The sequence below is a fragment of the Type-E symbiont of Plautia stali genome, assembly GCF_059731115.1.
Window position 1 is genome coordinate 784,702 of record NZ_AP035906.1, and the last position, 19,834, is coordinate 804,535.

Below are 19,834 nucleotides of genomic sequence, written 5' to 3' on the forward strand. Positions count from 1 at the left end.
CCATGTTAATCAAATTGTTAACCAAAGTCTTTGGCAGCAGTAACGATCGTACCCTGCGTCGTATGCGCAAAATCGTCGATGTCATCAATAAGATGGAGCCGGATTTCGTCAAGCTCTCGGATGACGAACTGAAAGCCAAGACCGACCTGTTCCGTGAACGCCTGAAGAAAGGTGAAAGCCTTGAAAGCCTGATTCCTGAAGCCTTTGCCACGGTGCGTGAAGCCAGTAAACGTGTGTTTGGTATGCGCCACTTCGATGTACAGCTGATTGGTGGCATGGTGCTGAATGAGCGTTGCATCGCGGAGATGCGTACCGGTGAAGGTAAAACCTTAACCGCAACGTTGCCTGCTTATCTGAACGCACTGAGCGGTAAAGGCGTGCACGTGGTCACGGTGAACGATTACCTGGCTCAGCGTGATGCCGAAAACAACCGTGCACTGTTCGAGTTCCTGGGGCTGTCCATCGGTATCAACCTGCCAAACATGCCAGCGGTGGCGAAACGTGCCGCCTATGCTGCGGATATCACCTACGGTACTAACAACGAATACGGCTTCGACTACCTGCGCGATAACATGGCGTTCAGCCCGGAAGAGCGCGTCCAGCGTAAACTGCACTACGCGTTGGTGGATGAGGTGGACTCCATCCTGATCGATGAAGCGCGTACGCCGTTAATTATCTCCGGTCCTGCCGAAGATAGCTCCGAGCTGTACACCAAAGTGAATAAAATCATTCCTCACCTGGTGCGCCAGGAGAAGGAAGACTCAGAAACCTTCCAGGGTGAAGGCGACTTCTGGGTCGATGAGAAAGCGCGTCAGGCTCACATGAGCGAGCGCGGTCTGGTGAAAGTCGAAGAGCTGCTGGTGAGCCAGGGCATTATGGAAGAAGGTGAGTCACTTTACTCGCCAACCAACATCATGCTGATGCACCACGTAACGGCGGCGTTGCGTGCGCATGCGTTGTTTACTCGCGATGTCGATTACATCGTGAAAGATGGCGAAGTGATCATCGTCGATGAACACACCGGCCGTACCATGCAGGGCCGTCGCTGGTCTGATGGTTTGCATCAGGCTGTTGAAGCCAAAGAAGGCGTGGAAATCCAGAACGAGAACCAGACACTGGCTTCCATCACCTTCCAGAACTACTTCCGTATTTACGAAAAACTGGCCGGTATGACCGGTACTGCTGATACCGAAGCGTTTGAATTCAGCTCGATCTATAAACTCGATACCATCGTGGTGCCAACCAACCGTCCGATGGTGCGTAAAGATATGGCTGACCTGGTCTATATGACCGAGAAAGAGAAGATCGACGCGATCATCGAAGACATACGTACTTGCACTGCGAAAGGCCAGCCGGTGCTGGTCGGTACCATTTCGATTGAGAAATCAGAGGTGGTTTCTAACGAACTGACGCGCGCGGGTATCAAACACAGTGTACTGAACGCCAAGTTCCACGCCAGCGAAGCGGATATCGTGGCACAGGCGGGTCAACCAGCTGCAGTCACCATCGCAACCAACATGGCAGGTCGTGGTACCGATATCGTGTTGGGTGGCAGCTGGCAGGCCGAAGTGGCAGCGCTGGATGAACCTTCAGAAGCGCAGATTCAGGCCATCAAAGAAGCCTGGAAACTGCGCCATGATGCAGTTCTGGCATCGGGCGGTCTGCACATTATCGGTACTGAGCGTCACGAATCTCGCCGTATCGATAACCAGTTGCGCGGCCGTGCGGGTCGTCAGGGTGATGCCGGTTCATCCCGCTTCTATCTGTCGATGGAAGATGCGTTGATGCGTATCTTCGCCTCGGATCGTGTGTCTAACATGATGCGTAAACTGGGCATGAAACCAGGCGAAGCGATTGAGCATCCATGGGTCACCAAAGCGATTGCCAATGCACAGCGTAAAGTGGAAAGCCGTAACTTCGACATCCGTAAGCAGCTGCTGGAATACGATGATGTGGCCAACGATCAGCGCCGCGCCATCTACAGCCAGCGTAATGAACTGCTGGACGTGTCTGATGTGTCTGAAACCATCAACAGCATCCGTGAAGATGTGTTCAAAGCCACCATCGACACCTACATTCCGCCGCAGTCGCTGGAAGAAATGTGGGATGTTCCTGGTCTGGAAGAACGCCTGCGTAACGATTTTGATCTGGATCTGCCGATTGCAGAATGGCTGGATAAAGAGCCGGACCTGCACGAAGAAACGCTGCGTGAACGTATCATGAGCCGCGCGCATGAAAACTATGCGTCGAAAGAAGAAGTGGTTGGCGCTGAAATGATGCGTAACTTCGAAAAAGGCGTGATGCTGCAAACCCTGGATTCACTGTGGAAAGAGCATCTGGCGGCGATGGATTATCTGCGTCAGGGCATCCATCTGCGCGGTTATGCGCAGAAAGATCCGAAGCAGGAATACAAGCGCGAGTCCTTCTCAATGTTCGCGGCGATGCTGGAGTCACTGAAGTATGAGGTGATCAGCACCCTGAGCAAAGTACAGGTGCGCATGCCGGAGGAGGTCGAAGCGATGGAACAGCAACGCCGTGAAGAGGCTGAGCGTCTGGCACAGCAGCAACAGCTGAGCCACGTTGATGACGAAACCGCTGCGGCCGCCGCGCTGGCTGCGCAGGGTGGGGAGCGCAAAGTAGGACGCAACGATTTGTGCCCATGCGGTTCCGGTAAGAAATACAAACAGTGTCATGGCCGCCTGGCCTGATAAACGAGGAGCCTTCGGGCTCCTTTTTCTTTTGGCCGTCGCCACAGAGTTAACATTACCTGGCGACTGCATTACTATCAGCGCTCATTAATTAAAAGCGGAATTCAGCTTATGAAACACCTGCAAGTCGCAGTGGGCATCATTCGCAATGCCAGCCGTCAGATCTTCCTTGCCCAGCGTGCGGCGAGCTCCTACATGGCGAATAAATGGGAGTTTCCTGGCGGAAAAATTGAACAGGATGAAACCGCTGAACAAGCGTTAAAACGCGAATTGATGGAAGAGACCGGCATTGAGGTGACAGCCGCGAAGGCGATTGGTTTGGCCGATCATAGCTATGACGATCTGCGCGTCACATTGCACTTCTTCCTGGTGGAAGGTTGGAACGGTGAGCCGTACGGCCGTGAAGGGCAGCCACAGCGTTGGGTGGAACAGCGTGATTTAGTCGCGGAAGAGTTTCCTCCTGCCAACCACGAACTTATCGCTCGCCTGGTGACTGACGAAATTTAAGCAAAGGGGCGTAAGCCCCTTATCTCTTATTAATGCTGTTCTTCGCTCCAGTCATCGCTGTCGGTCAGATCGCTATCGCTGGGAATGCGCTTCTCTTCGGCGGCCCATTCGCCCAAATCAATCAGCTGGCAGCGCTTGCTGCAAAACGGGCGCCAAGGACTCAGCTCATCCCACATCACATCTTTACCGCAGTTGGGACAAGGTACGGTAATCATCTCTTCCTGCATAACAACCTCAACAACACGCTAATTCAAAATTCAATCGGGCTGGCACTTCACCACGCTCGCTGTCCAGTGGCAGGAATCGAATGGCATAACGGCTTTTATGGCCTGAAACCTGCGGGTACAGCGCATCTTCGAGGGTGAGCTGGAGGCGCAACAAATCCGAACCTTCGGCATTATCCTGATAAAAACCGTTCAGGCTGGTTTGATGGCGAAATACGCCTGACTGACGCACCAGATCAAGGATCATGGTCAGACTATTGCGCAGAGGAACCAGTGACGCCAGCCAGCCGTTAACCTGCGAATCACGCTGTGACTGCTGCTGGTGCAGCCAGATATGCAGGCTCGGCAAATCAAAACTGCAGCAGCCACCAGGAATGCTCAATCGCTGGCGTACCAATCCAATCAACCGATCTTCGCGCAATTGCTGGCCCATACGCGGTGCCGCATTCAGCTCGCTGGATTGCTGTTTCAATCGGTCACGCAGGCTACTGACGGTGTGCTCGTCAACACCTGGCACATCAAGCCAGGCGCGAAGTTTCTGCTGCTGGCGCTCCAGCTCTTTCAATAACTCGGTACGCATATCACCGCGCTCAAAGATATCTAACAGATCACCAATGATGCGAAATACCCCTAATGCAGAGACGGAATTCACCACGGGCACCGTTTCATGCAGTTGGTTAAGTAATGACTCCACGCGCAGCCAGGTGCGCATCTTCTCATTCAGCGGGTGTTCAAACAGAACGACTGTACTCATGATGTTAATCCTGTCCGGTTGCTGCCAGGCGTAAATAACGCTGGTGAAGTTCAGCAACGCGCGGCAACGCCTGTTCGGGCGTACCACTGTTATCGATGATGTCATCCGCACAGGCCAGACGCTGCTCGCGGCTGGCCTGTGCGGCAAGAATATTTTTTGCCTGGCTAAGTGTGATGCCATCACGCTGCTGAGTACGCCGCAACTGCGTAGCTTCATCCACATCAACCACCAGAACCCGGTCAGCCTGATGCTGTAACCCGTTTTCAACCAATAGCGGCACCACCCATAACACATAGGGTGACGTTGCCAATAATTTTAGCTGCTGCGTACGGGCATTAATAAGAGGATGAAGCAGCTGATTTAGCCAGTTTTTTTCTTTCGGCTGCTGAAAAATAATCTCGCGCAGTCGTGCCCGATACAACGCTCCTTCGGCGGTCAATATTGACTCACCATGGCGTTTAACGATCGCCTGCAGGGCGGGTGAACCAGGTTCAACCACTTCTCGCGCAATCACATCAGCATCAATAATATCAACGCCTAGCGCGGTGAAAGCGTTGGCAATGGTGCTTTTACCACTGCCAATTCCTCCGGTGAGCGCAACGGTAAAAGGCATAGCGTTCTCTCAAAATTGTCTTCATTGGGCGACCATCAGCCGCAATAAGATGAGAGCATGATCACAATCAATTTTCTCAGCTAAATTTAAGGGATTGTAGCTTAAATAAAGTGAAATTCGCAGTCTTGTCGCGGAACGAATGGCGCGTATGATAACGACACTGGAGCCGTGAGCGCTACCCGAACTGCGGTTCGTCGTCACTAACCAGGACACTCAGCTATGCGTATTGAAGAAGATTTAAAACTGGGCTTTAAAGATGTTTTGATCCGCCCCAAACGCTCCACCCTGAAAAGCCGTTCTGAGGTTGAACTCGAACGCACCTACACTTTCAAGCATTCAGGTCTGAACTGGACCGGCGTTCCGGTGATTGCCGCCAATATGGACACCGTGGGCACATTCACCATGGCCGAAGCACTGGCGGGCTTCAATGTCCTGACGGCAGTGCATAAACATTACAGCGTGGAAGCCTGGCAGGCATTTATCCAGCGCGTGCCGGCTGCAGTGCTTGGGCATGTGATGGTGTCATCCGGTACCTCCGAAGCCGATTTCGTTAAGCTCGCCGCTGTTCTCGCTTTATCGCCTCAGCTCAATTTCATCTGCATTGATGTTGCCAACGGTTACTCCGAGCACTTTGTTGAATTCCTGCAGCGAGTGCGTGAAAGTTTCCCAGGCAAAACCATCTGTGCGGGTAATGTGGTCACCGGTGAGATGGTCGAGGAGTTGATTCTCTCTGGCGCGGATATCGTCAAAGTCGGCATTGGCCCCGGTTCTGTCTGCACCACGCGTGTAAAAACCGGCGTCGGTTACCCGCAACTGTCTGCGGTGATTGAGTGTGCCGATGCGGCGCACGGCCTTGGCGGCCAGATTGTCAGCGATGGCGGTTGTTCAGTGCCGGGGGATATCGCGAAAGCTTTCGGCGGCGGTGCAGATTTTGTCATGCTCGGCGGCATGCTGGCGGCGCACGATGAGTGCGAAGGAAACATCGTCGAAGAGCAGGGCGAGCAGTTTATGTTGTTTTATGGCATGAGCTCAGAATCCGCCATGAAACGCCATGTCGGCGGTGTTGCCCAGTATCGTGCTGCGGAAGGAAAAACCGTTCGTCTGCCACTGCGCGGCCCGGTGGAGGACACCGTGAAGGATATCCTCGGCGGCCTGCGTTCGGCCTGCACTTACGTAGGTGCAGCACGCCTTAAAGAACTGACAAAGCGCACCACGTTTATTCGTGTGGCGGAACAGGAAAATCGGGTATTCACGCGCTGATGGCTGATGGCTGATGGCTGATGGCTGATGGCTGATGGCTGAAAGTCGATTATCGGTGGTTGAAGGTTGAAGGTTGAAGGTTGAAGGTTGAAGGTTGAAGGTTGCAGACAGATGCGCACCGTGCGCATCTGTCAACGAATCGCATCCCCTAAGCCAAATACCGGCAGATACATGGCAATCACTAACGTCCCGACAATTCCACCGATCACGATCATCATCAAGGGTTCGAGCGAAGCCGCCAGTGCATCAGCCCGCATCAGCGTTTGTGCTTCATGCCACTCCGCTAATCGTGCCAGCATGACATCCAGCTCCCCCGCTTCCTCACCGACACGGATCAGTTGTGCACAGAGCGCGGTGAAAAGCAGATGATGCTGCATAGCCTGATGCAGTGGTAAGCCGCCAGCGATATGCCGCTGTAACGCGATAATCGCTTCACGCCACAGTGGCGATCCCAGCGTGACCTCAACGGCTTGCAGACTTTGTAATAACGTGAGTCCAGCCTGCTGCGTTAATTGCAGGATGGCGTAAATCTGGCTGAGCTGACCACCGCGCCAGAGTGTTGAAAGCAACGGCAGACGCAATAGCCAGCGATGAACACGTATTTGCCAGTGCACAGAACCACGGTAAACCCACCTTGCGCCGAACAATAAGCACATTATCGTTATCGCCAGGGGGAGCGCTGCCTGTTGTAAAAATGCTGACAGACTCATCACGGCGGCGGTGAAGGGGGGAAGGGGGGCATCAAAACTGGCATACACGGAGACAAATTCGGGCAGCACAAACAGCAACATGCCCGCACTCACCGCCAGCGCCACCAGCAAGATAAACAATGGATAGCGTAGAGCTTTAACCACTTTCTGTCTCAAGTGCTGTTGCTTGCTTTGCTGTAACGCCAGCTGGCGGCAGCATTCATCAAGCTGACCGGTGAGTTCACCCACTTCCATTAATGCCGGAAACAGCGCGGGGAAGATCTGCGGCCAGGCGCGAAGTGCAGATGAAAATGCCTCTCCGGCCATTACCCGACGTTGCAATTCATTAAGCAGTTCGCGCCAGCCAGCATGCGGGTGCCCCTCAGCCAGCAACGTCAGACTCTCCGCCAGCGGCAATCCTGCCTTGAGCAAGGTCGCCAACTGGCGAACAAGGTCAATTTTGTGCTGCCACTTCCAGTCACGCGTGCGCCAGCATTGCCCACGCTGCCAGCTAACCGGCAGCATACCGCGATCTGAGAGTTGCTGCAGGAGCACTTCCTGACTGGCAACTAATGAGGTTCCTTGCCGTAACGCGCCCAGCGTGTCCAGCGCTTGCCAGCGATAATGGTAGAGATTAGCCATCCTCCAATCCCACAACCCGCTGAACTTCTTCAAAGGAGGTTTCACCGCGACTCACAGCCTCCAACCCGGCGGCGAGCAGGGTTTTCATCCCGCCTTCATTGGCCAGTGAGATGATGTGCTCCAGCGGCATATCGGCAGAAATCGCGTTCTGTAGCTTGTTACTCATCGGCAGCACCTCAAATAACGCCAGGCGTCCGTAATAGCCCGAGAAGCAGTGGTCACAGCCTGGGGCGCGCCATGTTTGTAAGGTGCCAGGCCAAATGCCATGTGGCAGATGTGCAATGGCCTGCGCTGGCTGGCGGCAGTGCTCGCAGAGCCGTCGTACCAGACGCTGCGCGATGACTAACTGTAATGCCGGGCCGAGCAGGTAACCGGGAATATCCATCTGTCGCAGACGCGTGAGCGTTTCCGCCGTCGAATTGGTGTGCAATGTTGATAGCACCAGATGTCCGGTCTGCGCCGCTTTAACGGCAATACTGGCCGTTTCGGCATCGCGGATTTCGCCCACCATAATCACATCCGGATCCTGTCGCAGCAGAGCCCGCAGTACACGGTTAAAATCGAGCCCGCTACGCGGTTGGATTTGCGTCTGGTTAATGCCCTCTAATGGAATTTCAACGGGATCCTCTACACTGCAGACATTTTTATCCGGCACATTCAGAGCGCTTAATCCGCTGTAGAGAGTGAAGGTTTTACCGCTGCCGGTAGGCCCGGTGACCAGTATCAGTCCCTGAGGTTTAGCCAGCGCGTGCTTCAGTAACCGGAGTTGGGTAACCGGCATGCCGAGTTTATCCAGTGCGATCGCGCTGTTTTCACTTTGCAGCAGTCTCACCACGGCTTTCTCACCGTGACTAATGGGTAAAGTAGAAAGGCGAAATGCGGCCTGTTGATCGTCAAGGTTCAGTGTGAATTGCCCATCTTGTGGCAAGCGACGCTCGGCGATATCCAGCCCGCCGAGGATTTTCAGTCTGGCAAGCACCGCAGCCGTAGGTGCATCTGGCAAATGTGACAGTTTGTGCAAGACGCCATCAATACGTAATCGGACGCGTAACCCCTGCTGCTGAGGTTCAAAATGTACGTCAGAAGCACGGCGTTGGATCGCCTGGCGCAAAATCTGTTCAACGGCATTAATCGCTGTTTCGGTAGCGGCCGGTTCGTGCAACGTCGCCGAGTCATCAGGGTTGTGCAGGAGTTGCTCCAGTCGTGCCGCTGGCCAGCACTCGACTTCCACTTTGCACTGACTGGCGAATTGCAGGGCTTCCAGCAGCAGCGGATCGGGCGTCTCGGCTACTGCGACGCGCAGTGATGTGGCGTCATGCTGAAGCATCACCGCCTGGTAACGTGCGCATAAGGTCTGGATCGGGGTATTGGGCTGTGCCATCAGTGAGTGTCCTTATCGGTGAAGCGGAACTGTTCAAGACAGCTGTCGCGCAGACTGGCATTGGTGCTGGTGCAACTGCGTTGCCAGTCCAGCGTGCCTTCCGTGGTGTTCCAGATAGGTGTCATTTCTACACTCAACCCGGTAAGACTCTCCTGACCCGTTATGGTGATGGCGCCATTCACGACACTGAGCGAGGCCACATAGCGTGAACCTTTGGCAGCAGGAATGCCGCCTGCACCCGCCTGGCATTGAGTGGGGCCGCCACGTTCAATCGCGCAGAGTTCCACGGCGGTTTTATAAGGCACCATGGTTTGCAGCATGTCAGTCAGCGCGGCGCGTTGTAGATAATTTTGGTAGCTGGGCAGGCCAATAGCACTAAGAATGGCCACAATGCCAATCACTATCATCAATTCGATGAGGGTAAAACCTTGTTGTCTATCCATTATTCAGCTCCTTGTTGTGGAGCGGCTAAGGTAGAAAACGGCGTCTGAAAGCGATAGTGAGACGGTTTAATGCTGGAAGGCAGGATGTAATGAATCGCCGCGTTTGCAGAAGAAGTATCAGTAAACAGGAAGATAACTCACAAACCGCCGCGGAGATGCGGCGGTAAGAGGAGAGAAATTAGTGTTCGCGAAAACGCATGGAGAGATCCATGGCGCGCACATGCTTGGTCAAAGCGCCCACCGAAACGAAGTCGACGCCCGTTTTAGCTATCTGCGGCAGTGTTGCTTCCGTGACGTTACCAGAGACTTCCAGCAGGGCACGTTTGTCGGTGAGAAGGACGGCTTCATGCATCATCTCGAAGCTAAAGTTATCTAGCATGATAATGTCGGCACCGGCATCAATCGCATCCTGCAGTTCCTGCAGGCTCTCTACCTCTACTTCAACCGGCACATCGGGAGCCAGCCACAGCGCTTTCTCAACGGCTTTGCGTACCGAACCGCTGGCAATAATATGGTTTTCTTTGATCAGGAAGGCATCGGAAAGACCCAGCCGATGGTTACTGCCGCCGCCACACAATACGGCATATTTCAGCGCTGTGCGTAGGCCAGGCAAGGTTTTGCGCGTATCCAGCAATTGCGTTTCGCTGCCGTCGAGCAAGTCGACATAACGACTCACTTCCGTGGCCACGCCGGAAAGGGTTTGGACGAAATTTAATGCAGTTCGTTCAGCGGTTAACAGCAGCCGGGCCGGACCTTTTAACTCGAATAGCAGCTGGTCAGCTGCGACGTTTTGGCCATCTTCGACATGCCAGACAATCGTGACTTTATTGCCAAGCTGGATAAACACTTCCTGCACCCAGCGTTTACCACAAAAAACACCGGCTTCACGCGTGATGATCTGTGCTTCGGCCTGTTTATCTTCCGGTAAGAGCAGGGCGGTGATGTCACGGTCAGCATCCACCTCACCACCCAAATCCTCCCGAAGTGCGCGCGCAACGGCTTCGGGGATGTCCTGCTCAATACGCTTAATCAGTTCCTGACGACGATGATCGGGATCGTAACGACGCGATGCCATGCTTATGCCACTCCATTAATCGGATTTAACTGCGCTCACCTTAGCCTGATTTATAGCCTGTTGCCAGTCGTGATAGCCGAAATGTTTAGTATCCTTAACACTGTTCGCCATTCGCATTAAGTCACAAGCCGAAAAGGGGAAACATGTTATTCTCAGCCTGATTTAGCCTGGGATTTAGAACATGAAACTGGAAGATGGCTGGATTTCCAGCGCGCGCAAAGTGCCCTCGCCGCACTTTAACCAACGACCGGAAAATGAAATTCCCTCGTTGCTGATTATCCATAATATCAGTTTGCCGCCGGGTGAATTTGGTGGCCCGTGGATTGATCAACTGTTTACCGGGACCTTGCCGCCGGATGCTCACCCCTATTTTGCCGATATCGCGCAGCTGCGCGTGGCGGCGCACTGCCTGATTCGTCGTGATGGTGAGTTGGTGCAGTATGTTTCGTTTGATCAGCGTGCATGGCATGCCGGTGTGTCGCAATTTGCCGGGCGAGAAAACTGTAATGATTTCTCGATGGGCATTGAGCTGGAAGGCACGGATACGTTGCCGTATACCGACGCGCAGTATAAGACCTTAAAAAAGGTCACGGCCTTGTTGCTTAAGCACTATCCGCTGACGCTGGAACGCATCACCGGACACAGCGATATCGCGCCACAGCGCAAAACCGATCCAGGCCCCGCATTTGACTGGATACGCTATAAAGAGTCTATCAGGCAGGAGAATCCCTGAAACAGCAGGAGCAGGTATGACGTTGTTTAGCTTGTTATTAGTGTTAGGTTGGGAACGCCTGTTTAAATTGGGTGAGCATTGGCAACTGGATCATCGTCTGGAGCCGCTGTTTCGCGGACGCCAGCGATTTTCACTGCTGCGCACGTTGGTGATGACCCTCATCGCGATGCTGATCGTCTGGCTGTTGGTGTGGAGTCTGAAAGGCATTCTGTTTGGCGTGGCACAACTGGCATTCTGGATTGTGGTGGGCTTGCTGTGTATCGGCGCAGGTTCTGTGCGTCTGCACTATCATCGCTACCTGAAAGCCGCCAGCCACGATGATGAAGCGGCGCATCAGGCCATGGCAGCGGAACTGACACTGATTCATGGTGTACCCGTTGAGTGCAGTGAGCGTGAGTTTTTACGTGAGCTACAAAATGCGCTGATTTGGATTAACTTCCGCTTTTACCTCGCGCCACTGTTCTGGTTTGTGGTCGGTGGCCCTTACGGACCGGTGCTGCTGGTGGGTTATGCCTTCCTGCGTGCCTGGCAAAGTTGGCTGGCAAAATACCATTCTCCACTGGAGCGCGCGCAGTCAGGTGTAGACAGCATACTGCACGTGCTGGACTGGATCCCGGTGCGACTGGCAGGTGTGGCTTATGCGCTGTTAGGCCACGGAGAGCGGGCATTGCCTGCGTGGTTTGCCTCATTGAGCGATCGCCATCGTTCGCAATATCAGGTGCTGACCAGCCTGGCACAGTTCTCGTTAGCACGTGATCCACACATGGATAAAGTGGAAACGCCACGGGTGGCCGTGGCGCTGGCGAAGCGGATATCGTTAGTGCTGGTGGTTGTGGTCGCGTTGCTGACCATTTACGGCACGCTGGTGTGATCGGCTGGCGGTACACCGAAATCTGGTGTGCCGTCTTCGCGCCATTCAATGTACTTCAGTCGTGTATGGCGGTTAGGATCCCATAACGGGTCGCCTTCAATTTCCGTGTAATTCCGCGCGTGATACACCAGCACGTCCCTGCCGTTTTCGTCCCGCATAAAGCTGTTATGCCCCGGCCCATACTGCTGATTTTCCCAGCTGGTGGTGAAGACTGGACGCGCAGATTTCTGCCAGGCAGTGCTGTCGAGCGGATCGGCCATCATGTCGATGCTGAGCATTCCCAGGCAGTAATTCTCATCAGTTGCGCTGGCGGAATAGGTGACAAACAGCCGATCGCCGTGATGAATAACTGCTGGGCCCTCATTAACGCTAAAGCCTGCACACTCCCACTCATACTCCGGCCGGCTGAGCATCACCGGTGCGCTTTTCAGCGTCCAGGGATTAAGCAATTCCGCGAGATAGAGATTGGAATTACCCGGAATAGCGGGATCCTTCTGTGCCCACAGATACCAGTTTTTGCCCTGATGCACGAAATGCGTCGCATCAAGCGAGAAAGAGTCGATTGGGGTAAACACTCGGCGAACAGGTTGCCAGTGGCCGGAAAGCGGATCGCTGTCATCACACACCAGCGCATACATGCGATGCTGAAACAGGCCATCTTTGATGTCGCGCGTTGGGGCAGCAGCAAAGTAAATCACCCATTGTCCATTGATGTGATGCAGTTCCGGCGCCCAAATTAACGCACTATACGGCCCGGTATCAGGCTTGCGCCACACCGTAATCGCCTCCGTCTCAATCAGTCCATTCAGTGTGTCAGCGTAGCGGATTTCGAGTCGATCATATTCCGGCACCGATGCCACGAAGTAGTAGCCTTCGCCATGACGCAGGATAAATGGATCGGCGCGTTGGGTAATAAAGGGATTTGGCCAGCTCATTTGATCTCTCCAGGTTGCGGGGTGACAGTCAGGGAGGCAGGGGATAATTCACGTGCGTTGGCACGGCGTAGCGCAAGATCATCCTGAATGATGCGCATGAGTTTGCGATCCACCTTCAGCAAGCGCACTACACCGGCGGTGATCAGATAGCCGACCCCGGGAATCACGGTAAACAGCAGCATGATGCCGTTGATGGCGTTGGGAGCCTGCTGCCTTGCACCCGCGTCATAGCCATAAATAGACAGCAGGAAACCAACCATCGCACCGGCCACCGCCAGACCCACTTTGAGGAAGAACAGGTTACCGGAGAAGCTCATGCCGGTGATGCGTTTCCCCGTTTTCCATTCACCATAATCATCGACATCCGCCATCAGCGACCAATGCAGCGGTGACGGGATTTGATGCAGGATATTCAGCAGGAAGTAGGCGACGACAACCGCCACAGTCGCATGAGGATCAATCCAATAGAAACCGCACGAGAAGAGTGCCAGCGCGATATTGGTCCAGAAAAACACCTTCAGCTTGCACCAGCGGTCGGTGAGGATTTTTGCCAGCGTACTGCCGAACATCATGCCAATCACACCCAGGCTAATAAACAGCGTGGCAAAATGCGTGGATTGTCCCATTACCCAGGTAACGTAATACATGGTGGCGGCCATGCGGATAAAGCCAGGACAAACATTGCAGAAGGTGAGCAGGAGAATGCGCACCCATTGATCGTTTTTCCAGACGTCGCGCAGGTCTTTCTTCAAATCATCATTACTGGGCGCGGCTGGACGGATACGTTCGCGAACCGTGGCAAAACAGAACAGGAACATCGCCAGGCCAATCAGTGCCAGCACGCTCATCGCCATTTGGTATCCGCGTGCTTTGTTGTCACCGCCAAACCACTCGGCCATCGGCAGCAGAGAGAGCGACAGGATCAGTGTCGCCACGCCCACCATCACAAAGCGGTAAGATTGGCAGGAGACGCGTTCACCGGGATCGTTGGTGATCACACCGCCCAACGAGCAGTAAGGAATATTGATGGCGGTGTAGGTGAGCGACATCAGGAAGTAGGTGACAAAGGCCCAGATAACTTTGTTGTCATAGCTCCAGTCTGGCGTGGTGAACATCAGCACGCTGAACAGCACATAGGGGACGGAAACCCACAGTAGCCACGGGCGAAAACGTCCCCAGCGGCTTTGGGTACGATCGGCGATGGCGCCCATAATGGGATCGGTGACGGCATCCAGCACGCGAACAGAAAGTAGCAGTGTACCGACCAGCGCGGGTGCGAGACCAAACACATCGGTGTAGAAATAGTTAAGGAAAAGCATGATCGCACCGCCGATCATATTACATCCGGCATCGCCCATGCCATATCCCAGTTTCTCTCTGAATGAGAGCGCTGCGCCTTTCATTGTTCGTCTCCCGCGAAAAGGTGAGACGAAATTATCAGCGTTAAATCAGTAACCTGCTGGGGAACAATTGGTCACGTAGATGGACAAAACAGGTGGGCGCAGAAAAGTGTGAGGCAGATCAGGAATGTTGCCCGACGCTGACGCGCCGGGCAAGGGCATACATTAGGCTTTTTGCACTTTATTTTTGATGGTGTAACCCACTGCCAGGATAATGATCCAGACAGGAATCAGCCACACAGAAATCGCCATACCCGGCGTCATCGCCATGATGACCAGTACGGCCGCCATGAACGCGAGGCAGAGCCAGTTACCAAACGGATAGAGCACGGCTTTAAAGCGCGTGGTCACACCCTGCTGGTCTTTCTTCTTACGGAATTTCATGTGCGCGAGGCTGATCATCGCCCAGTTGATCACCAGCGCAGAGACCACCAGTGACATCAGCAGGCCAAAGGCTTCGCCCGGCATCAGGTAGTTGATCAGGACGCACAGCGCTGTGGCTACAGCAGAGACCAAAATGGTTGCCACTGGCACGCCGCGTTTATCAACATTGAGCAGCGCTTTAGGTGCATTGCCCTGCTGCGCTAAGCCGAACAGCATACGGCTGTTGCAATACACGCAGCTGTTGTAGACCGACAGCGCCGCCGTCAGGATCACCACATTCAACGCGTTGGCGACGAAGGCATCACCCAATTCGTGGAAGATCAACACAAACGGGCTGGTCTCTTCGGTGACGCGCGTCCATGGCAGCAATGACAGTAACACTGCCAGTGAACCAATATAGAAAATCAGGATACGCCACAGTACCTGGTTAGTGGCTTTCGGGATGCTCTCTTGCGGATTGTCAGCCTCAGCCGCCGTGATACCCACCAGCTCAAGACCACCAAACGAGAACATAATGATCGCCATCATCATCACCAGACCGGTCATACCGTGTGGCAGGAATCCACCCTGGCTCCACAGGTTAGTGACGCTGGCCTGCGGACCGGCGTTGCCGCTGAACAGCAGCCAGCCGCCGAACAGGATCATGCCGATAACCGCGACCACTTTGATGATCGCGAACCAGAATTCCATTTCCCCAAACACTTTTACGTTGGTCAGGTTAATGGCGTTGATGACGACGAAGAAGATCGCCGCACTGGCCCAGGTCGGGAATTCGGGATACCAGAATTGGATGTATTTACCGACGGCACTCAGTTCAGCCATCGCAACCAGGACATACAGCACCCAGTAGTTCCAGCCAGAGGCGAAACCGGCAAAGTTGCCCCAGTACTTATAGGCGAAGTGGCTGAAGCTGCCGGCAACCGGCTCTTCCACGACCATTTCACCTAACTGGCGCATAATCAGAAAGGCAATAAATCCTGCAATCGCATAACCGAGAATCACGGCCGGACCGGCCGATTTAATCACTGATGCGCTACCCAGAAACAGGCCAGTACCCACGGCACCGCCCAGCGCAATCAGCTGAATATGGCGATTTTTCAGGCCGCGGTGCAGCGATTCGCCATGCTGTTGTTCCATACAAACCTCGTGATGTTGTTATTGTGCACCTGCAGTGCGCGCACTGTAAGGCTGTTTTACGCAATGTATTCTTTTCTTTACGGTATTTGGCGTGCTGTGTGCATGCTGAAACTACCATGGCGACCAGAATAGTGATAAGCGCGCCGCTTTGCACCTGCTTTTGCTTTTTGTGCTGAGAGATGGCTGAAAAAGCAGCACTATCCACTGGGTGTCGCTCGCGCTATTTCTGACATGAAAAATCAATAAACACGAATAGCTTTCCCTTATGGTTGCCTGTAAGGCTTAGGGCTAACTCAGTGTAAGGTTTGGTAAAAGTGAAATCTGTTAACAATTCACTTACGGAGCAAATATATGCCTTTATCACGGTAAGTTAGCGCGCTGTAACAGCGATATACCCCGGAAGTGTGATGCCTGCCATATAGACACAAGGTGAATACTTTGTTACTTTACGGGCACCATTTTTCAATTGGTATTACCAATTTACTCCGGACGTTTTCACAATAAGAAGGGAAGATGGCTTACAGTAAAATTCGCCAACCCAAGCTCTCCGATGCGATCGAGCAACAGTTGGAGTCTCTCATTATGGAAGGGACGCTCCAGCCAGGTGAAAAGCTTCTCCCCGAGCGCGAACTGGCGAAACAGTTTGATGTCTCACGTCCATCCCTGCGCGAAGCGATTCAGAGCCTGGAAGCCAAAGGCCTGCTGCTACGCCGTCAGGGCGGTGGTACCTTCGTGCAAACAAATCTCTGGCAAAGCATGAGCGATCCCTTAGTCAGCCTGCTTGCCGAACATCCAGAATCCCAGTTTGACCTGCTGGAAACCCGTCACGCGCTGGAAGGTGTTGCTGCCTATTATGCGGCGCTACGTGGCACGGATGAAGACTTGCAGCGTATTCGCGACTGCCATGTTCACATCCAACAGGCGCAGGACAGCGGCGATCTGGATGCTGAAGCAGATGCAGTGATGAAGTATCAGATCGCTGTCACAGAAGCCGCCCATAATGTGGTGCTTTTACATTTGCTGCGTTCCATGGGCCCTATGCTGGAACAAAACGTCCGTCAGAATTTCGAATTGCTTTACGCTCGCCGGGAAATGCTGGCGAAAGTGAGCGGTCACCGCGCCAGTATTTTTGAGGCGATTGTGGCTCGTGAGCCAGAACAAGCACGCGAGGCATCCCATCGTCACCTGGCGTTTATTGAGGAAATCTTGCTGGATAGAAGTCGGGCGCAGAGCCGTCGTGAACGCTCCCTGCGTCGTTTACAGCAACGTAAGGAATAACGCACGGCAACGAACGTGCGGACATAAACGACGGGCCTGTCTTACTTGTGCTGTGAACCAGAAGCAAAGCACAAGCAGACAGGCTCCTGATAATTCAACGTATTAGACACAGATAAGGAACACACCCCATGTCAGAACGTTTACAGAATGACGTGGATCCGATCGAAACTCGTGACTGGCTACAGGCGATCGAATCGGTCATCCGTGAAGAAGGTGTTGAGCGCGCGCAGTATCTGCTTGATCAGGTATTGAACGCAGCACGCAAAGGTGGCGTGAAAGTGGCTGGCGGTGCATCGGCTATCAGTAACTACATCAACTCTATTGCTGTTGAAGATGAACCGGATTATCCGGGCAACACCTCTCTTGAACGTCGTATCCGTTCCGCAATTCGCTGGAACGCCATTATGTCGGTCCTGCGTGCATCGAAGAAAGATCTGGAGCTGGGTGGTCACCTCTCATCTTTCCAGTCTTCTGCCACCATTTATGAAGTGTGCTTCAACCACTTCTTCCGTGCGCGCAGTGATAAAGACGGCGGCGATCTGGTTTACTTCCAGGGTCATATTTCTCCAGGCATCTACTCACGTGCTTTCCTTGAAGGCCGTCTGACTGAAGAGCAGATGAACAACTTCCGTCAGGAAGTGCACGGTAAAGGTCTGTCTTCTTACCCGCACCCGAAACTGATGCCTGATTTCTGGCAGTTCCCAACCGTTTCTATGGGCCTCGGTCCATTGAACGCGATCTATCAGGCGAAGTTCCTGAAATATCTGGAACACCGTGGCCTGAAAGACACGTCTAACCAGACCGTTTACGCCTTCCTCGGCGATGGCGAGATGGATGAGCCAGAATCTAAAGGTGCGATCACCATCGCCACCCGTGAGAAGCTGGACAACCTGGTGTTCATCATTAACTGTAACCTGCAGCGCCTCGATGGCCCGGTTACCGGTAATGGCAAAATCATCAACGAGCTGGAAGGCATCTTTGCCGGTGCTGGCTGGAACGTGATTAAAGTGATCTGGGGCGCACGTTGGGATGAACTGCTGAAGCAGGACACCAGCGGCAAACTGATCCAGCTGATGAACGAAACCGTTGATGGTGACTACCAGACCTTCAAATCCCGTGATGGCGCCTACGTGCGTGAGCACTTCTTCGGTAAATACCCGGAGACCGCTGCACTGGTGAAAGACTGGTCAGACGAAGAGATCTTCGCCCTGAACCGTGGTGGCCACGATCCGAAGAAAATCTACGCGGCACTGAAAAAAGCGCAGGACACCAAAGGTCAGCCGACCCTGATCCTGGCACATACCATCAAAGGTTATGGTATGGGTGACACAGCGGAAGGTAAAAACATCGCGCACCAGGTGAAGAAGATGAACATGGATGGCGTTCGCTACATCCGTGATCGCTTCAACGTGCCAGTGGCTGACGATCAGATCGAAAGCCTGCCGTACGTGACCTTCGAGAAAGGTTCTGACGAGTATAACTACCTGCACGGTCAGCGTGAGAAGCTGGGTGGCTACCTGCCAACCCGTCAGGCAGAGTTCAGCGAGAAGCTGGAGATGCCAACGCTGGAAGAGTTCAAACCGTTGCTGGAAGAGCAGAACAAAGAGATCTCGACCACCATCGCGTTTGTACGTGCCCTTAACGTGATGCTGAAGAACAAGTCGATCAAAGATCGTCTGGTGCCAATCCTTGCGGATGAAGCGCGTACCTTCGGTATGGAAGGTCTGTTCCGTCAGATCGGTATTTACAGCCCGAACGGCCAGCAGTACACCCCGCAGGACCGTGAGCAGGTTGCTTACTATAAAGAAGACGAGAAAGGCCAGATTCTGCAGGAAGGGATCAACGAGCTGGGCGCAGGTTCATCCTGGCTGGCGGCGGCGACCTCTTACAGCACCAACAACCTGCCGATGATTCCGTTCTACATCTATTACTCGATGTTCGGTTTCCAGCGTATCGGCGATCTGATGTGGCTGGCGGGCGACCAACAGGCGCGAGGCTTCCTGGTCGGCGGCACCTCAGGTCGTACGACGCTGAACGGCGAAGGCCTGCAGCACGAAGATGGTCATAGCCACATTCAGTCGCTGACTATCCCGAACTGTATCTCTTACGATCCGTCTTACGCGTACGAAGTGGCGGTCATCATGCAAGATGGTCTGGTACGTATGTACGGCGAAGCGCAGGAAAACATCTACTACTACATCACCACGCTGAACGAAAACTACCACATGCCTGCGATGCCGCAGGGTGCGGAAGAGGGTATCCGTAAGGGTATCTACAAGCTGGAAACCGTAGACGGTAGCAAAGGCAAAGTGCAGTTGCTGGGTTCAGGTTCTATCCTGCGTCACGTGCGTGAAGCGGCACAGATCCTGGCGAAAGACTATGGCATCGGTTCTGATGTTTACAGCGTCACCTCGTTCACCGAACTGGCTCGTGATGGCCAGGATTGTGAGCGCTGGAACATGCTGCATCCAACCGAAGCCCCACGCGTCCCGTACATCGCTCAGGTGATGAATGAAGCGCCAGCTGTTGCCTCAACCGACTACATGAAGCTGTTCGCAGAACAGGTTCGCAGCTACGTTCCTTCAAGCGATTATCGCGTACTGGGTACCGATGGCTTCGGTCGTTCAGACAGCCGTGAAAACCTGCGTCACCACTTCGAAGTGGATGCATCGTATGTTGTGGTTGCTGCGCTGGGTGAGCTGGCTAAACGCGGCGAAATCGATAAGAAAGTGGTGGCAGAAGCAATCACCAAATTCAGCATCGATGCCGATAAAGTTAACCCGCGTCTGGCTTAAGAGGT

General features: G+C 53.8%; 17 protein-coding genes. 7 read left to right on the top strand and 10 right to left on the bottom strand.

The genetic code is table 11. The annotated features are described in order from the left end of the window. Nucleotides 1-2 precede the first annotated feature (2 nt). Nucleotides 3-2,708 (top strand): preprotein translocase subunit SecA, encoded by a 2,706-nt coding sequence (gene secA / locus AC6I8L_RS03485; RefSeq protein ID WP_058960897.1) that lies wholly within the window; start codon nucleotides 3-5, stop codon nucleotides 2,706-2,708. 111 nt (nucleotides 2,709-2,819) lie between these two features. After that, entirely contained in the window at nucleotides 2,820-3,215 is a 396-nt protein-coding gene (mutT, locus tag AC6I8L_RS03490; protein ID WP_058960896.1) for an 8-oxo-dGTP diphosphatase MutT, read from the top strand. A gap of 29 nt (nucleotides 3,216-3,244) precedes the next feature. Here the strand turns inward: mutT and yacG are convergent, their stop codons facing one another. Genes yacG through coaE form a run of 3 tightly spaced genes read right to left on the bottom strand, consistent with a single transcriptional unit; the run spans nucleotide 3,245 to nucleotide 4,806 of the window. After that, entirely contained in the window at nucleotides 3,245-3,442 is a 198-nt protein-coding gene (yacG, locus tag AC6I8L_RS03495) for a DNA gyrase inhibitor YacG (protein ID WP_034829659.1), read from the bottom strand. Nucleotides 3,443-3,449: 7 nt separating this feature from the next. Next, nucleotides 3,450-4,193 (bottom strand): cell division protein ZapD, encoded by a 744-nt coding sequence (gene zapD / locus AC6I8L_RS03500; protein WP_034829657.1) that lies wholly within the window; start codon nucleotides 4,191-4,193, stop codon nucleotides 3,450-3,452. 4 nt (nucleotides 4,194-4,197) lie between these two features. Next, nucleotides 4,198-4,806 carry a dephospho-CoA kinase gene (gene coaE / locus AC6I8L_RS03505; RefSeq protein ID WP_058960895.1) on the bottom strand — a complete coding sequence of 203 codons (609 nt, stop codon included), beginning with the start codon at nucleotides 4,804-4,806 and terminating at the stop codon, nucleotides 4,198-4,200. A 219-nt stretch (nucleotides 4,807-5,025) separates the two neighbouring features. On the opposite strand from coaE, the gene AC6I8L_RS03510 reads away from it, so the two are divergent. Continuing rightward, a complete protein-coding gene (locus AC6I8L_RS03510; protein ID WP_058960894.1) occupies nucleotides 5,026-6,066 on the top strand; it encodes a GMP reductase in 1,041 nt (346 codons plus the stop codon). Nucleotides 6,067-6,197: 131 nt separating this feature from the next. Here the strand turns inward: AC6I8L_RS03510 and hofC are convergent, their stop codons facing one another. From hofC to nadC, 4 genes are all read right to left on the bottom strand, one after another. Continuing rightward, nucleotides 6,198-7,397 carry a protein transport protein HofC gene (hofC, locus tag AC6I8L_RS03515; RefSeq protein WP_058960893.1) on the bottom strand — a complete coding sequence of 400 codons (1,200 nt, stop codon included), beginning with the start codon at nucleotides 7,395-7,397 and terminating at the stop codon, nucleotides 6,198-6,200. After that, nucleotides 7,390-8,778: a type II secretion system protein GspE gene (gspE, locus tag AC6I8L_RS03520; RefSeq protein WP_058960892.1), complete on the bottom strand. Its 1,389-nt coding sequence runs from the start codon at nucleotides 8,776-8,778 to the stop codon at nucleotides 7,390-7,392. Before gspE ends, hofC begins: the two co-directional genes overlap by 8 nt. Continuing rightward, entirely contained in the window at nucleotides 8,778-9,221 is a 444-nt protein-coding gene (gene ppdD, locus AC6I8L_RS03525) for a prepilin peptidase-dependent pilin (RefSeq protein WP_058960891.1), read from the bottom strand. Before ppdD ends, gspE begins: the two co-directional genes overlap by 1 nt. Nucleotides 9,222-9,399: 178 nt before the next feature. Further along, nucleotides 9,400-10,296, bottom strand: a complete 897-nt coding sequence (gene nadC / locus AC6I8L_RS03530) for a carboxylating nicotinate-nucleotide diphosphorylase (protein WP_058960890.1) — start codon at nucleotides 10,294-10,296, stop codon at nucleotides 9,400-9,402. A gap of 181 nt (nucleotides 10,297-10,477) precedes the next feature. On the opposite strand from nadC, the gene ampD reads away from it, so the two are divergent. After that, nucleotides 10,478-11,029 (top strand): 1,6-anhydro-N-acetylmuramyl-L-alanine amidase AmpD, encoded by a 552-nt coding sequence (ampD, locus tag AC6I8L_RS03535; RefSeq protein WP_058960889.1) that lies wholly within the window; start codon nucleotides 10,478-10,480, stop codon nucleotides 11,027-11,029. A gap of 16 nt (nucleotides 11,030-11,045) precedes the next feature. Further along, nucleotides 11,046-11,900, top strand: a complete 855-nt coding sequence (ampE, locus tag AC6I8L_RS03540) for a beta-lactamase regulator AmpE (RefSeq protein WP_058960888.1) — start codon at nucleotides 11,046-11,048, stop codon at nucleotides 11,898-11,900. Here the strand turns inward: ampE and AC6I8L_RS03545 are convergent. The 3 genes from AC6I8L_RS03545 to aroP form a co-directional block, all read right to left on the bottom strand. After that, a complete protein-coding gene (locus AC6I8L_RS03545; RefSeq protein WP_058960887.1) occupies nucleotides 11,882-12,835 on the bottom strand; it encodes a glycoside hydrolase family 43 protein in 954 nt (317 codons plus the stop codon). The genes ampE and AC6I8L_RS03545 overlap by 19 nt on opposite strands. Beyond that, nucleotides 12,832-14,238 (bottom strand): glycoside-pentoside-hexuronide (GPH):cation symporter, encoded by a 1,407-nt coding sequence (locus AC6I8L_RS03550; protein WP_058960886.1) that lies wholly within the window; start codon nucleotides 14,236-14,238, stop codon nucleotides 12,832-12,834. Before AC6I8L_RS03550 ends, AC6I8L_RS03545 begins: the two co-directional genes overlap by 4 nt. Before the next feature lie 162 nt (nucleotides 14,239-14,400). Next, entirely contained in the window at nucleotides 14,401-15,756 is a 1,356-nt protein-coding gene (aroP, locus tag AC6I8L_RS03555) for an aromatic amino acid transporter AroP (protein ID WP_034829625.1), read from the bottom strand. Nucleotides 15,757-16,269: 513 nt separating this feature from the next. Between aroP and pdhR the strand changes: the two genes are divergently transcribed. Both pdhR and aceE read left to right on the top strand, forming a co-directional pair. Beyond that, nucleotides 16,270-17,034 carry a pyruvate dehydrogenase complex transcriptional repressor PdhR gene (gene pdhR, locus AC6I8L_RS03560; RefSeq protein WP_058960885.1) on the top strand — a complete coding sequence of 255 codons (765 nt, stop codon included), beginning with the start codon at nucleotides 16,270-16,272 and terminating at the stop codon, nucleotides 17,032-17,034. Between the two features lie 128 nt (nucleotides 17,035-17,162). Continuing rightward, complete coding sequence (gene aceE / locus AC6I8L_RS03565; protein ID WP_034829620.1) at nucleotides 17,163-19,829, top strand: pyruvate dehydrogenase (acetyl-transferring), homodimeric type; 2,667 nt, start codon at nucleotides 17,163-17,165, stop codon at nucleotides 19,827-19,829. Nucleotides 19,830-19,834: the final 5 nt, after the last annotated feature.